The organism is Sinorhizobium sp. GQ132, assembly GCF_059758575.1.
On the sequence record NZ_JCAXDX010000004.1, the window covers coordinates 345,962 to 360,466 of the forward strand.

At 63.8% G+C, this 14,505-nt stretch carries 12 protein-coding genes; 3 read left to right on the plus strand and 9 right to left on the minus strand.

Annotation, left to right across the window (positions count from 1 at the left end; all coding sequences use genetic code 11):
- Positions 1-5 precede the first annotated feature (5 nt).
- Positions 6-428: an iron response transcriptional regulator IrrA gene (gene irrA / locus AC6CIG_RS13355; RefSeq protein WP_018093869.1), complete on the minus strand. Its 423-nt coding sequence runs from the start codon at positions 426-428 to the stop codon at positions 6-8.
- A gap of 377 nt (positions 429-805) precedes the next feature.
- Here irrA and fabA point away from each other — a divergent pair, with 377 nt between their 5' ends.
- The 3 genes from fabA to fabI are packed head-to-tail and all read left to right on the plus strand — an operon-like array spanning position 806 to position 3,402.
- Positions 806-1,321, plus strand: a complete 516-nt coding sequence (fabA, locus tag AC6CIG_RS13360) for a 3-hydroxyacyl-[acyl-carrier-protein] dehydratase FabA (protein WP_003534377.1) — start codon at positions 806-808, stop codon at positions 1,319-1,321.
- A 49-nt stretch (positions 1,322-1,370) separates the two neighbouring features.
- Entirely contained in the window at positions 1,371-2,591 is a 1,221-nt protein-coding gene (fabB, locus tag AC6CIG_RS13365) for a beta-ketoacyl-ACP synthase I (RefSeq protein WP_018093868.1), read from the plus strand.
- A 4-nt stretch (positions 2,592-2,595) separates the two neighbouring features.
- Entirely contained in the window at positions 2,596-3,402 is an 807-nt protein-coding gene (gene fabI, locus AC6CIG_RS13370; protein ID WP_437408007.1) for an enoyl-ACP reductase FabI, read from the plus strand.
- Positions 3,403-3,486: 84 nt separating this feature from the next.
- Here the strand turns inward: fabI and AC6CIG_RS13375 are convergent, their stop codons facing one another.
- From AC6CIG_RS13375 to AC6CIG_RS13410, 8 genes are all read right to left on the minus strand, one after another.
- Positions 3,487-4,503, minus strand: a complete 1,017-nt coding sequence (locus AC6CIG_RS13375) for a class I SAM-dependent methyltransferase (RefSeq protein ID WP_411922712.1) — start codon at positions 4,501-4,503, stop codon at positions 3,487-3,489.
- Between the two features lie 80 nt (positions 4,504-4,583).
- Complete coding sequence (gene pnp / locus AC6CIG_RS13380; protein WP_411922713.1) at positions 4,584-6,737, minus strand: polyribonucleotide nucleotidyltransferase; 2,154 nt, start codon at positions 6,735-6,737, stop codon at positions 4,584-4,586.
- Positions 6,738-7,103: 366 nt separating this feature from the next.
- Positions 7,104-7,373, minus strand: coding sequence for a 30S ribosomal protein S15 (rpsO, locus tag AC6CIG_RS13385; protein WP_003534369.1), 270 nt, complete (start codon positions 7,371-7,373; stop codon positions 7,104-7,106).
- 237 nt (positions 7,374-7,610) lie between these two features.
- A complete protein-coding gene (locus tag AC6CIG_RS13390; RefSeq protein ID WP_018093864.1) occupies positions 7,611-9,329 on the minus strand; it encodes a sensor histidine kinase in 1,719 nt (572 codons plus the stop codon).
- A 193-nt stretch (positions 9,330-9,522) separates the two neighbouring features.
- Positions 9,523-10,458, minus strand: coding sequence for a tRNA pseudouridine(55) synthase TruB (gene truB, locus AC6CIG_RS13395; protein WP_437408008.1), 936 nt, complete (start codon positions 10,456-10,458; stop codon positions 9,523-9,525).
- A gap of 12 nt (positions 10,459-10,470) precedes the next feature.
- Positions 10,471-10,878, minus strand: a complete 408-nt coding sequence (rbfA, locus tag AC6CIG_RS13400) for a 30S ribosome-binding factor RbfA (RefSeq protein ID WP_026168496.1) — start codon at positions 10,876-10,878, stop codon at positions 10,471-10,473.
- 159 nt (positions 10,879-11,037) lie between these two features.
- On the minus strand, positions 11,038-13,707 hold the full coding sequence (gene infB / locus AC6CIG_RS13405) for a translation initiation factor IF-2 (RefSeq protein ID WP_018093861.1): 2,670 nt from the start codon (positions 13,705-13,707) through the stop codon (positions 11,038-11,040).
- Between the two features lie 105 nt (positions 13,708-13,812).
- A complete protein-coding gene (locus AC6CIG_RS13410) occupies positions 13,813-14,505 on the minus strand; it encodes an RNA-binding protein (RefSeq protein ID WP_437408009.1) in 693 nt (230 codons plus the stop codon).

Genomic DNA, 14,505 nt, shown 5'->3' on the forward strand with positions numbered 1-14,505 from the left:
GACGCTCAGCGCTCGCTCTTGTGACGCAGCCGGATGACCACGTCGACATGGGAGATTTCCATGCCTTCCGGCGGTTCGGGGAGATTGTCGATCTGAATATTGCTCACCGGAATGTCGAGGACTTCGTTTTCGCCCTCGATGAAGAAATGGTGGTGATCCGAGACATTCGTATCGAAATAGGTCCTGGCGCTCTCGACGGCGAGGACGCGGATCATGCCGGCTTCGGTGAACTGGTGGAGCGTGTTGTAGACGGTCGCGAGCGAAACGGGAACGCCGGCCGTGACGGCCTCTTCATGGAGTTCCTCCACCGTCAGGTGACGGTCGCCCTTGGCGAAGATCAGATCGGCAAGCGCAACGCGCTGGCGCGTCGGGCGCAAACCCGAACTGCGCAGCCTCTCCTGTGAGGACATGTGCGTTGCTTTCGTCATCGACAGCCGTTCCGATATACCTGCGGGATCCGTGGATTATCAATTTGCGATATAACTTCTGGCGCCGCGGCTTTCAATAGATTCCGCACGTGCGAAGGCCGCAAACGCCTGAAAATCGGCCCAAAGCGGGGGAAGGCGGGCATTTAACTCTGGCCGCCGCCACATTCATACTGTAAGCGACGGCGGAATGATGTCACCATTCCGAGCGGTTCGGCGACGATGAGAGAGCTTTCCTACACCCGCATGCCGCCCTATTTGGAACGTCATGAGCCGTAGCCCGCATCGCAGCCGCGGATGACAGGTTGCGCTTCAAATCAGACCGAACTTGCACTAAAGCAGGTCGGAGAACACATAATAGACTCGGGAAGCAACCATTCATGACCACCAGACAATCCAGCTTCAGCTATGAGGAAATCCTGATCTGCGGCCGAGGCGAAATGTTTGGCCCCGGCAATGCGCAGCTGCCGCTGCCGCCGATGCTGATGTTCAACCGCATCACCGACATTTCGGAAACGGGCGGGCCAAACGACAAGGGTTATGTCCGCGCCGAATTCGACATTACGCCGGATCTCTGGTTCTTTCCCTGCCACTTCATGGGCGATCCGGTCATGCCCGGCTGCCTCGGTCTCGACGCAATGTGGCAATTGACCGGTTTCTTCCTCGGCTGGCTCGGCGAGGCGGGCAAGGGCCGCGCCATCTCCACCGGAGAAGTGAAGTTCACCGGCATGGTGACGCCGAAGACCAAGCTGGTAGAATACGGCATCGACTTCAAGCGCGTCATGCGCGGCCGTCTGGTTCTTGGCATCGCCGACGGCTGGATGAAGGCCGATGGCGAAACGATCTACAAGGCCACCGATCTCAGGGTCGGCCTCTTCCAGGAAAAGGCCGACTGAACTGCGGGCGACCCCCGCACGGTTCCAATCGAAGAAAAGGTCATCTGACATGAGACGGGTTGTTGTAACGGGCCTCGGCATCGTTTCCTCCATCGGCAGCGATGCCGACGAAGTCACCGCGTCGCTCCGCGATGCGCGGTCGGGCATCACGTTTTCTCCGGATTTTGCCGAGCACGGCTTCAAGTGCCAGGTCTGGGGAGCGCCGACGCTCGACCCGAGCGACCTCGTCGACCGCCGCGCCATGCGCTTCCTGTCCCAGGGCGGCGCCTGGAACCATGTGGCGATGAAGCAGGCGATCGCCGATTCCGGGCTCGAGGCCGGCGACATCACCAATGAGCGCACCGGCATCATCATGGGTTCGGGCGGCCCTTCTACCCGCGCGATCGTCGAAGCGGCGGAGATCACCCGCAAGAACAACAGCCCGAAGCGGATCGGCCCCTTCGTGGTGCCGAAGGCGATGTCGTCTACGGCTTCGGCGACGCTTGCGACCTGGTTCCAGATCCACGGCGTCAACTACTCGATCTCGTCGGCCTGCTCGACTTCGGCGCATTGCATCGGCAATGCCGCGGAAATGATCCAGTGGGGGAAGCAGGACGTCATGTTCGCGGGCGGCCACGAGGATCTCGACTGGACCATGTCCAATCTCTTCGACGCCATGGGCGCCATGTCGTCGAAGTACAACGACACGCCATCCGTCGCCTCACGTGCCTATGACGCGAACCGCGACGGCTTCGTCATCGCCGGCGGTGCCGGCGTTCTCGTTCTGGAAGAACTGGAGCGCGCCAAGGCGCGCGGCGCCAAGATCTATGCGGAAATCGTCGGTTACGGCGCCACTTCGGACGGCTACGACATGGTCGCGCCTTCCGGCGAGGGCGCGGTGCGCTGCATGCGCCAGGCGCTGGCCACGGTGAAGGGCGAGGTCGACTACATCAATACCCACGGCACTTCGACGCCGGTCGGCGATCAGAAGGAGATCGGCGCCATCCGCGAGGTCTTCGGCGAAAAGATGCCGCATGTGCAGTCCACGAAATCGCTGACCGGCCACTCGCTCGGCGCCGCCGGCGTGCAGGAATCGATCTACGGTCTCCTGATGATGCAGGCCGGCTTCATCGGCGAAAGCGCTCACATCACCGAGCTCGACCCCGAATTCGAAGGCGTGCCGATCGTCCGCAAGCGCATCGACAATGCCAAGATCGACACGGTTCTTTCGAACTCCTTCGGCTTCGGCGGCACGAACGCGACGCTCGTCTTCCAGCGCTATAACGGATAACACGATGAACGGACTGATGAACGGAAAGCGCGGCCTCATCATGGGCGTCGCCAACAACCATTCTATTGCCTGGGGTATCGCCAAGTCTCTCGCCGCTCAGGGCGCCGAGCTCGCCTTCACCTATCAGGGCGAAGCTCTCGGCAAGCGCGTCAAGCCGCTGGCTGCGGAGGTCAATTCCGACTTCCTGCTCCCCTGCGACGTCGAGGACCTCGACTCCGTCGACGCAGTCGTCGACGCCATAAGGGAGCGCTGGGGCAAGCTCGATTTCATCGTCCACGCCATCGGCTTCTCGGACAAGAACGAGCTAAAGGGTCTCTATGCGGACACGACGCGGGACAATTTCAGCCGCACCATGGTGATCTCCTGCTTCTCCTTTACCGAGATTGCCAAGCGTGCAGCGGAGCTGATGAGCGAGGGCGGCACCATGCTGACGCTCACCTATGGCGGCTCGATGCGGGTCATGCCGAATTACAACGTCATGGGCGTCGCTAAAGCCGCGCTCGAAGCTTCGGTACGCTACCTGGCCGCCGATTACGGAGCGCGCGGCATCCGCGTCAATGCGATCTCGGCCGGTCCGATCCGGACGCTTGCAGGCGCCGGCATTTCCGACGCGCGCGCAATGCTCTCCTGGCAGCAGAAGAACTCGCCCCTGCGCCGGACCGTCACCATAGAAGACGTCGGCAGTTCCGCACTTTATCTGCTCTCGGACCTCTCGCGCGGCGTCACCGGGGAAATTCACTATGTGGATTCCGGCTACAACATCACTTCGATGCCGACGCTCGAAGCCTTGCGGGTCGCAGACGCGGATTAAGCAGGGATTGCCCCTTACCTAACCCTCTCCCCGCTTGCGGGGAGAAGGTGGCCGTCAGGCCGGATGAGGAGCTTGTTCACTGGGTCAGCGTTTCGCCCAGAGCACCTTGAAGCGCGCATTGCGGCAGGTCTCGCCGATTTCCTTGAAATTCTCCGCCAGGACCGGCTCATAGGGAAGTCCGCGATTGGCGACGAGCATCAGCCGGCCACCATGCTTCAACGCCTTGGCGGCCGCCTTGATCATTGCCGCGCCGAGCGCGGGCTCGGCAGCATGGCCCTCGTGGAAGGGCGGGTTCATGACGATAAGGTCGTATTTGTCGCGCGTCTCTTCCGCCGTCAGGTCGTGCCAAAAGAAACGAGCCGCCGTCGAAGGCGCATTCGCCGCCATGTTTGCCCGTGCCGCCTCCAGTGCTTCGAAATCCGCTTCGAACAGATCGATGCCCTTGAGGCTCGGCGAAGCCTCGGCAAGCTTGACCGAGAGATAACCCCAGCCGGCGCCGAAATCCGCCGCGTGACCGGTGAAATCGCGCGGCAGCCGCGACGCGAGCAGTTCCGAGCCGGCATCGACGCGGTCGTGCGAGAACATGCCGGGCGATGCCACGAACAGGCCGTCGACGCGCACCGGGACCTTGGCGAGCGCCGAGATGGCCTCGGCAACCTCCTCCGGGCGCGTGAACCAGAAGGCCACACCGTGATATTTGGGCATCGAGTCGCCATCCCAGCCGAACTTGTCGATCCGCTTGCGCAGCGACTGAATGCCGTCCTCCTTGCCGCCGGCCACCACGATCAGCGCGCCGGCACGGGTGCGTTTCAACGCCTGCGCAATGCGGTCTTCGTTCTCGCCCTTGTGCCTGCCGCACAGAACGAGCGCGGCGTCATAGCCGTCGCCCGCGGCGACCGGCGCCACATCGGCGCGAGCTGCCGTCAGCGCGCGGTAGAGGGGCTTCAGCGGCTGCACGGCGGAGACTTCGGCTGCAAAGCCCTCCGGCAAGCGGTAGCCCGCCTCGGCGCCGAGGAAGAGCACCCGCTCGCCCTCTCCCGGCGGATCGATGATCCCCGTTGCGAAAGGATGGAACAGTGTTTTCAGCGCGTCGCGGCTCATGGGTTCGATTCCGTTTTCGTCACGAGAAAGGGCGCGAAGCGATCCGCTCCGCGCCCTGAATGGTTTCAGCCGAGGGCGGCTTACTCGGCGGCTTCGCCGCCGTCCTTCTTTTCGCCCTTCTCGGCAACGATCTCCTTGCCGGTCGCCTGATCGACGACCTTCATGGAGAGGCGAACCTTGCCGCGCTCGTCGAAGCCCATCAGCTTGACCCAGACCTTATCGCCTTCCTTGACGACGTCCGTGGTCTTGGCAACGCGCTCGGAAGCGAGCTGCGAGATGTGAACGAGACCGTCGCGGGCGCCGAAGAAGTTGACGAAGGCGCCGAAATCGGCCGTCTTGACGACGGTGCCTTCATAGACCTGACCGACTTCCGGCTCGGCGACGATCGAGTGAATCCACTTGCGGGCGGCCTCGATCTCCTTGGCGGAAGCCGAGGCGATCTTGACGGTGCCGTCGTCGTCGATATTGATCTTGGCGCCGGTCTTTTCGACGATTTCGCGGATGACCTTGCCGCCCGAGCCGATGACTTCACGGATCTTGTCGACCGGAATGTTCATGACTTCGATGCGCGGCGCGAACTCGCCGAGCTGGCCGCGGCTCTCCGAGATGGCCTTGGCCATTTCGGCGAGAATATGCAGGCGGCCTCCCTTGGCCTGGTTGAGGGCAACACCCATGATCTCCTCGGTGATGCCTTCGATCTTGATGTCCATCTGCAGCGAGGTGATGCCGGTATCCGTGCCGGCGACCTTGAAGTCCATATCGCCAAGGTGGTCTTCATCGCCGAGAATGTCGGAGAGGACGGCGAAACGGTCGTCTTCCTTGATGAGGCCCATGGCAATGCCGGCAACCGGCTTGGCGAGCGGAACGCCCGCGTCCATCAGTGCAAGCGACGTGCCGCAGACGGTTGCCATGGAGGACGAACCGTTGGACTCGGTAATCTCGGAAACGACGCGCAGCGTGTATGGGAACTGTTCCGTGGTCGGCAGCATCGGATGGATGGCGCGCCAGGCGAGCTTGCCGTGGCCGATCTCGCGGCGGCCCGGAGAACCCATGCGGCCCGTTTCACCGACCGAATAGGGCGGGAAGTTGTAATGCAGCATGAAGTTTTCCTTGTACATGCCGGTCAAGGAATCGACATACTGCTCGTCTTCGCCGGTGCCGAGCGTGGCAACGACGATCGCCTGCGTTTCACCGCGGGTAAAGAGCGCCGAACCGTGCGTGCGCGGCAGGATACCGACTTCGGCGACGATCGGGCGAACCGTGACGAGGTCGCGGCCGTCGATGCGGCTCTTCGTGTCGAGGATGTTCCAGCGAACGATCTTGGCCTGCAGGTGCTTGAAGACAGCGGCGATCTCTTCGGCGGTGTGGGCCGGGTTCTCGACGCCTTCCGGCAGGAAATGTTCCTTGACCTTTGCCTTTACCGCGTCCACGGCGGCATAGCGCGCGGCCTTCTCGGTGATCTTATAGGCGTTGCGCAGCTCGTCTTCGGCGATCGAGAGCATCGCGTTTTCGAGAGCGGAGTGATCTTCCGGATTGAATTCGCGCGGCTCCTTGGCGGCAACTTCAGCGAGCCTGATGACAGCGTCGATCACCGGCTGGAAGCCCTTCTGGCCGAAAACGACGGCGCCGAGCATGACATCTTCCGGCAGCTCTTTCGCTTCCGACTCCACCATCAGCACGGCTTCCTGCGTGCCGGCGACGACGAGGTCGAGCGTGGATTCGTCCATTTCGTCGAGATGCGGGTTGAGAACGTATTCGCCGTTGATGTAGCCGACGCGGGCACCGCCGACCGGACCCATGAAGGGAACGCCGGAAAGCGTCAATGCAGCGGAGGCCGCGACCATCGCGACGACGTCCGGGTTGTTCTCGAGGTCATGCTGCATGACCGTGACGATGACCTGGGTATCGTTCTTGTAGCCCTCCGGGAAGAGCGGGCGGATCGGCCGGTCGATCAGACGCGACACCAGCGTCTCGTTTTCGCTGGGGCGGCCCTCACGCTTGAAATAGCCGCCGGGAATCTTGCCGGCAGCGTAGGTCTTTTCCTGATAGTTGACGGTGAGCGGGAAGAAATCCTGGCCTGGCTTCGGTGCCTTCGCCGAAACCACCGTGGCGAGCACGACGGTTTCGCCGTAGGTCGCGAGAACGGCACCATCGGCCTGCCGCGCGATTTTTCCGGTTTCGAGCTTGAGCGGACGCCCCGCCCATTCGATTTCTACCTTGTGTGTCTCGAACATGTTCTGTCCTTCGTGTGCGACAGACCTTCCGCGGCTCAAAAAGCGCGGGCGATCTCAAAGCCGCATGGTGGCGCATCACGGGCAAGACAACGGGAGGCTTCAAAGAAAACCGGCCGCATACCGCTTTGCCGCGCTGCGTATAGCAGCCGCTTCGGCAAGCAGGCGCCGAAGCATCCTGCAATCCTGCCCCATGACGGGCCATTGGTTGATCCGCGATCCCGGCCCATCCGGTCCGCTGGACGTTGCGCGTCCAATAGGACGCGCGGCGCTGTGGCGCCCTGTACAATACCCTAGGCTTTTTTGAAGAGCGCACGGGCTGTAGAAAAAAGCCGGCGGGTTGCCGAGGCAACCCGCCGGACCAGTCGTTTAGCGACGGATGCCCAGGGCACCGATCAGCTTGGTGTAGCGCGCCTCGTCCTTCTTCTTCAGATAGTCGAGGAGCGACCGCCGGCTGGAAACCAGCGCAAGGAGGCCACGTCGGGAGTGATTGTCCTTCTTGTGGTCCTTGAAGTGTTCGGTCAGGTTGTTGATCCGTTCCGTCAGGATGGCAACCTGAACTTCCGGAGAACCGGTGTCGCCTTCTACGGTTGCGAATTCCTTGATGATCTGAGCTTTGCGCTCTGCAGTAACCGACATCGTTTGATCCTTTCGTTCGAGGATTTGAGGGTCGCCGGCAGCCGGGATGTCGTCCAGCTACGGCCGTTCGCACGAAGAGGCGGCGCCTTTCGCTGGCGTGCCTATAACCGAATCCGTTCCAAAAGGAAAGGGTCATGAAACCGCTGCGCGGCACCGCCTCCCGCGCACCGTCAATTCCGGTTGCGCACGGATGCTCCGGCATCCATTCGTGGTGGTTTGCTCAGGACGATCCGCCCCTCAACCGCCTGGCTCCTGCGAGGAAAGGTCCTCGCCGCGCGGGATGCGTATCCGCCATTCGATGCCATCCGCATGCATCGTCCTTTCGAGCTCCGCACGAAGCGCAAGGCCGAGCATGCGCTCGAGCACGACCGTGCCGAAGCCTCGGCGGGCCTTCTTTCCGGAAGGCGCGACGATATCGGCACCCCTCTCGCGCCAGCGAATGTCGATCGCACCCTCGGCCACCGACCACTCGACCTGGATCATGCCGGTCTGGTTGGCGAGCGCTCCATGCTTTATGGCATTGGTAGCCAGTTCATGCAGTGCCATGCCAAGGGTCTGCGCCATCTGGGCGTCCAGCCGCAGGGCAGGTCCGCTGAGCACGACGCGGTCGGACTCGGCCGGCATGAACGGCTGAAGCTGGTTGCGCACCAGCTCGCGGAAGTCGACTCCGGAGGCGGCGTTGGCCACCATGAGGTCGGTCGAGCGCGCGAGGCCCGCAAGGCGCTTGCGAAACGCCTCGACGAAATCCGACGGCTCCTCCGCCGAATTTGCCGACTGCGCCAGCATCGACTGGATGACGGTGAGCTGGTTCTTCGCGCGATGCGCGACCTCCCGCATCAGCAGGCGAATCTCGCCTTCGGCCTTGGCCCTGGCCGTCGCTGCGCTTGCGAGCGCGGTCGATACCGCCTCGACCTCGGTGATCATGTAGCGGCGCGCTTCGACGGGCTCGCCCGCCCCCAATCGCCGTGCATCCATGGCCAGCAACCGGACGCCCTGTGTGAGCAGCCGCGCGATGGTTAGTGAACCGGCGACCGCGATGCTTGCGAAAATGATCCCGCCGAAGGAGAGCCAGAGGAAGGACCATAGCATCGGCTGATCGACGATGGCGCTCGGCGCCCAAGCGACGATACGCCACCCGGTCACCACCGAAAACTCGGACGCGACGCGATAGTCCACACCCCTCGCGGTGGTATTGCTGACGCCGATGCTGAGCAACGGCAATTCGTCGAGAAAGAACGGGTCGCCGGATTTCACCGACGAGTCCGAGGAGACGATCACCTTGCCTTTTCCGTCGACGAGCGCGGCATTCCACCCGGGCGAGAGCGTGTCGCGGTTGACGGCTTTCGTCATGCGCTGGGCATCCTGCCTAAGGCCCAGCAGATACTTCTTTCCGTCGGGCGTCGTGACCGGCAGATACACGGTGAAGACCCAGCCCTCTCCGATTTCGGCCGGGAAAGCCCCTGAAACCAGCGGTGCGGTACTCTGCAGGGCGAGATCGACCTCCGGATCCTTCGCCTGCCCGAGCGGCGTCCCGAAGGGAACGCGGGTGCTCAGGAGAAGATCATGGTCGGCGTCGACGATGATCAGGTGGGAATCGGTGTTGGCCAATGCGACCGATGCACGGTCGTATAAGCCTCGCATGTCGGCGAGGTCCACGGCGCCGGATTTCGCCAGCACCCGGAGCGTCGTCAGCATGCCGTCGACCTCGCGCTCGACGATGCGCGTGACCGAGCCGGTGGAGGCGCGCAGCAGAGACGTGACCTCCTCCCTCTGCGCGTCGAGATTGCGCTGCAGGATCACGAAGGAAAAGATGAAAGGCGGTATGATGGCGATCAGCAGCAGCGAGATCAGGTAGAAGCTGAAGGGCCTGCGAAGATAATCGCGGACGAAGCCGGCGGCGGCCTGCAGGCTGCCGGATGAAGCATCTTCCCGGCTCTTCTCTGACGCTTCCACCATATGTACGCCTCTTGCCGATTCCCTGCCGCATTACCGGAGCGGGTGCCGTGTGCTTCCGGGCCGCCCGTCCATGATTCGAGCGCGGCCGGCAGGCCCACAATGACAATATGGGCTTCGGCGCACAACGAGTATACGCCGCGCGTGCCGCGCCGCTCGACTTTAAACGCGCAAGATCGATTTTCGACCAGCAGAATTATTGGGAGGCGAAAACGCGCTTCGGCCGGAACTCGCCCTCGGCGATCTCACCGATCGCCACCAGCTTGCCCTGAACGGTGGCATAGGCCTCAGGCGCGGGCAGCGGTGCGTCACGTCCGCGCAGGATGATCGGATTGCCCATTTTGAGCCGGTGCGCCTGGTCGTCGCTGACCGCGATATGCGGCAGGTCGGACAGGGCCTCCCCCGTGTCGATCAGATACGCGTCGAGCGCGGCGAGACGCTCCGTCTCGTCCTCGATCTTTTCCAGTGCCACGAGGTCGGCGAGCGGCACCATGTCTTCCTCGCCGAAAGGAGCGACGAAGGTGCGGCGCAGCGACGCGATATGACCGAAGCAGCCGAGATCGCGGCCCATGTCGCGGGCAAGCGAACGGACATAGGTGCCCTTGCCGCATTCGATCTCGAAGTGAGCGAGGTTCGGAGCCGAACCGATGAGCGACAGGCGGAAGACCTCCACCTCCCGCGCCGGGATCTCGACGGTTTCGCCCTCGCGGGCGAGATCATAGGCGCGCTCGCCGCCGATCTTGATCGCGGAGAACTGCGGCGGCACCTGCGCGATTACGCCGGTATATTTCGGCAGCAGGGCGCGGATCGCCTCTTCCTCCGGACGCGCGGCGGACGAGCGGACGGCTTCGCCTTCGAGATCGTCGGTGGAGCGCTCCTCGCCCCAGGCCACCGTGAATTCGTAGATCTTGCGGCCGTCCATGACGTAGGGAACGGTTTTCGTCGCGTCGCCGAGCGCGATCGGCAGCATGCCGGAGGCGAGCGGATCGAGCGTGCCGGCATGGCCCGCCTTCTGCGCCTTGAACAGCCACTTGATCTTGGATACGGCCTCGGTCGAACCGAAATCGAGGGGTTTGTCGAGGATCAGCCATCCCGAAATCGGGCGGCCCTTCGGTTTGCGGGGTCTGGACATCGGTTCTGTCGCTTACTCTTCGTCGTCGCCGTCGCGATCGAGATCGCGACTGACCTCCGGCGAGCGCAGCAGCGAGTCGATCTTCTGATAGTTGTCGAAGCTGGTATCGTCCCGGAACCGGACGTCCGGCATGTATTTCATCTGCCGCAATTGCGGGCCGAGCCGCCCGCGAATGAATTTCGCATGCCTGTTCAGCGCTTCGATAACCGCCGCGTGATCGGCGACCCCGAGTGGGGTCACATAGGCCGTGGCGATCTTCAGATCGGGCGACATGCGCACCTCGGAAATGGAAATCACCGTGTTTTCGATCAGCGGATCGAGTACTTCACCGCGTTGCAGCACCTGCGTGATCGCTGCGCGCACCTGTTCGCCGACGCGCAGCATGCGCTGGGACGGAGCGGAGGATGTGGATTTGGCCATCGTTTCACCCTGGACCGCGCCGATCGGGCGTATCAAGCCCCTATCGAAACGCGATCGGTTCCAACATGCGAGAGGCGGGCGGCGTCGCGCGCCTTCTCACTCAAAAAAAAGCGAGCGCCGGAGCCGATCCGGCGCTCGCCAATACCCTGCCGGATCGGATCAGAGCGTCCGCGTGACGTGTTCGACGCGGAAGCACTCGATCGTGTCGCCGGCACGGATGTCCTCGTAGTTCTCGAAGGCCATACCGCATTCCTGGCCGGACTGAACCTCGGAGACTTCGTCCTTGAAGCGCTTGAGCGTCTTGAGCTTGCCTTCGTGGATGACGACGTTGTCGCGTACCAGACGGACGCCGACGCCACGTTCGACCTTGCCCTCGGTGACGCGGCAACCCGCGACCTTGCCGACCTTGGTGATGTTGAACACCTCCAGGATCTCGGCATTGCCGAGGAAGGTCTCGCGCCGCTCCGGCGACAAGAGACCGGACATCGCCGCCTTCACGTCATCCACCAGGTCGTAGATGATGTTGTAGTAGCGGATCTCGATGCCGGCACGCTCGGACGCATCCCGCGCCTGCTTGTTGGCACGGACGTTGAAGCCGATGATGGCTGCGTTCGAAGCTTCCGCAAGCGAGACGTCCGACTCGGTGATGCCGCCGGCACCCGAATGAACGATGCGGGCGCGCACCTCGTCGGTGCCAAGCTTGTCCAGAGCGCCGGAGATCGCTTCGATCGAGCCCTGCACGTCGCCCTTGATGACCAGCGGGAACTCCTTGACGCCGGAGGTCTGGAGCTGGGTCATCATCTGCTCGAGCGAACCGCGCGAACCCGACTGGCGGGCAACCGCCTTCTCGCGGGCGAGCCGCTGGCGATATTCCGAAATTTCGCGCGCCCGGCTCTCGCTCTCGACGACGGCGAAGCGATCGCCCGCCGCCGGCGTTCCGGAGAGACCGAGAACCTCGACCGGCGTCGACGGCCCGGCGGCCTTCACATGCTCGCCCTTGTCGTTGACGAGTGCGCGCACGCGGCCCCACTGATCGCCCGCGACGATGATCTGGCCCGGAGTGAGCGTACCCTTCTGTACGAGGACGGTCGCAACCGCACCGCGGCCGCGGTCGAGCTCGGCTTCCACCACCGTGCCTTCGGCCGTCCGGTTCGGATTGGCCTTGAGGTCGAGGAGTTCGGACTGCAGCAGGATCGCCTCGAGAAGCTTGTCGAGGTTGGTCTGGTTCTTGGCCGAAACCTCGACGTCGAGAACCTCACCGCCCATGGATTCGACGAAGACTTCGTGCTGCAGCAGCTCGGTGCGGACCTTCTGCGGATTCGCGGACGGCTTGTCGATCTTGTTGATCGCCACGATGATCGGAACGCCGGCCGCCTTGGCATGGTTGATCGACTCGATCGTCTGCGGCATCACGCTGTCGTCGGCCGCGACGACGAGGACGGCGATGTCCGTCGCCTGGGCGCCGCGGGCGCGCATGGCCGTGAAGGCCGCGTGGCCGGGCGTGTCGATGAAGGTGATCTTCTGGCCGTTCTGCTCGACCTGGTAGGCACCGATGTGCTGCGTGATGCCGCCTGCCTCGCCGGCAACCACGTTGGCGTGGCGGATGGCGTCGAGCAGCGACGTCTTGCCGTGGTCGACGTGACCCATGATCGTCACGATCGGCGGCCGCGACTGCATGTCGTCGTCCACGTCGGAGATGTTGAAGATGCCTTCCTCGACGTCCGATTCGGAAACGCGCTTGACCGTGTGGCCGAATTCGCCGGCGATGAGCTCCGCGAGATCGGCGTCGATCAGGTCGCCGGGCTTCATCATCTGGCCTTCCTTCATCAGGAACTTGATGACGTCGACCGCACGCTCGGACATGCGCTGCGACAATTCCTGAATCGTGATGGTTTCCGGCAGGACGACTTCGCGGGAGATCTTCTCGCGCGTTTCCTGCATCTGGCTGCGCTTGAACTTCTCCTGGCGGCGGCGCATCGCCGAAAGCGAACGGCCGCGCTGGCTGCCATCCTCGTCCACGGCAGCCGTCGTAAGCGTCAGCTTGCCCTGGCGGCGGCCCTCGTCACCCTTTGCACGGGGAGCGGGCTTGGCCGGCTCGGGACGCACGACCTTGCCGCGGGGAGCACCGGCACCGCTGCGGCGGCGTTCGTCTTCCTCGCTCTCGGTCCCGCGGCGGCCGCGAAGTGCTGCACCGTCCGGCCCCGCCGGCGTTGCAGCCGGAGCCGGGCGTCCCGGCTGCGGGCGCGTCTCGACACGGCGTTCGCCGACGGCGGGACTTGCAGCCTCGACCTTCTCCTCGGCCTTTTCAGCCTCTACCGGCGGGCGCGCAGCCTCTTCGGCGGCACGGCGCGCGGCCTCTTCCTTCTCGCGGGCGAGGCGCTCTTCCTCCTCGCGCCGGCGGCGCACTTCGTCCTCGGCGCGGCGCTTGGCTTCCTCGGCGTCGCGAATCTGGGCTTCCGCCAGGGCGCGGCGGCGGGCTTCCATCTCACCGGCAGAGAGGTCGTTCAGGACGACGCCGCCGCGAGGGCGGTTCTGTTCCTGGCGCGGCTGGTGCGGCTGCGGCTGAGGAGCCGGACGTCCCGAGGGCTGCGGCGGCATCGGACGCTGCTCAGCCGGGCGGGCGGCAGGCGTGGCGGCAACCGGCGTGATCGGGCGCTCGTCCTTGTGCTTCAGCGGACCGCGCGTTCTCTTGGTCTCGACCACGACCGCCTTGGTGCGACCGCGGCCCATATCCTGACGCACCGTGCCCTGCGTCACCCCGGAGGGCTTCAGGGTCAGCGTCTTCTTGCCCGCTACGCTGAGTGTCTTGTCGTCTTTGTTGTCCGTCATTCCGTTCCGTTCCTAGCGATCAGGGCCGGATACGAAACCCCTGACCCTGTCTTCCAAATTGTCTCAAACAATGCTCGCTATGCCGGTCTCTGCCGGTGACGCGCTTCATTGCTGTGGCTTGCCAGCGCCGCCTTCGGCCCGGACCGGGACGGATCCTCGGTACTTTTCGAGCATGATTGCGCGCTTCACTACACCTTCACCTGCCTGCCCTGCAAGCGCTGCGGCATGGATAAAGGCATTACTTCCCAAAAGTCCCTCCATTTCCGCCCCCGTGAAGGGGCGGAAAGCGGGTATTTCCGTTTCGTCCTGGCTGACGAAGCTCATCGCCTTGCGGGCCTGATCGATCTTGCGGACGCCATCCGCGGCCGCATCGATCGCATGAAAGACGGCCAGCGCGGCAAGGCCGCGCACCGCCTGCTCCGTCTTCGTCGCGCCGGAGATGAACTGGCCCGCCTTGCGCGCCATGTGCATCATGCCCGCGAGCTGCTCGGCGAGAAGTCTCTCGACCTCGTCGGCGAGCCCGGCATTCGCCTTCACTTCGGCGCGAAGAGCGCGGGCGAAGAGCTTCTTCGCCACCGCTTTTTCCACGAGCTGCCGCTCGGACTTGACCCAACATCCGCGCCCCGGGAGCTGCCGCTTCAGATCCGCAACGACGACGCCGTCGGGGCCGGCGACAAAGCGGATCAACTCTTCAGGAGAGCCGCTCTCACGCGTGACGATACAGGTCCGGTTGTTGCCGTTCCGGTCCTTCGGACCCTTGTCCGCAGGCAGGCTGTCGGCATCGATCTCGACGGTCAT

What these genes read in the sequence shown, in the direction of transcription:
- irrA (WP_018093869.1), bottom strand. Translation starts at nt 428, where the DNA reads ATGACGAAAGCAACGCACATGTCCTCACAGGAGAGGCTGCGCAGTTCG.
- fabA (WP_003534377.1), top strand. Translation starts at nt 806, where the DNA reads ATGACCACCAGACAATCCAGCTTCAGCTATGAGGAAATCCTGATCTGC.
- fabB (WP_018093868.1), top strand. Translation starts at nt 1,371, where the DNA reads ATGAGACGGGTTGTTGTAACGGGCCTCGGCATCGTTTCCTCCATCGGC.
- fabI (WP_437408007.1), top strand. Translation starts at nt 2,596, where the DNA reads ATGAACGGACTGATGAACGGAAAGCGCGGCCTCATCATGGGCGTCGCC.
- AC6CIG_RS13375 (WP_411922712.1), bottom strand. Translation starts at nt 4,503, where the DNA reads ATGAGCCGCGACGCGCTGAAAACACTGTTCCATCCTTTCGCAACGGGG.
- pnp (WP_411922713.1), bottom strand. Translation starts at nt 6,737, where the DNA reads ATGTTCGAGACACACAAGGTAGAAATCGAATGGGCGGGGCGTCCGCTC.
- rpsO (WP_003534369.1), bottom strand. Translation starts at nt 7,373, where the DNA reads ATGTCGGTTACTGCAGAGCGCAAAGCTCAGATCATCAAGGAATTCGCA.
- AC6CIG_RS13390 (WP_018093864.1), bottom strand. Translation starts at nt 9,329, where the DNA reads ATGGTGGAAGCGTCAGAGAAGAGCCGGGAAGATGCTTCATCCGGCAGC.
- truB (WP_437408008.1), bottom strand. Translation starts at nt 10,458, where the DNA reads ATGTCCAGACCCCGCAAACCGAAGGGCCGCCCGATTTCGGGATGGCTG.
- rbfA (WP_026168496.1), bottom strand. Translation starts at nt 10,878, where the DNA reads ATGGCCAAATCCACATCCTCCGCTCCGTCCCAGCGCATGCTGCGCGTC.
- infB (WP_018093861.1), bottom strand. Translation starts at nt 13,707, where the DNA reads ATGACGGACAACAAAGACGACAAGACACTCAGCGTAGCGGGCAAGAAG.
- AC6CIG_RS13410 (WP_437408009.1), bottom strand. Translation starts at nt 14,505, where the DNA reads ATGACCGTCGAGATCGATGCCGACAGCCTGCCTGCGGACAAGGGTCCG.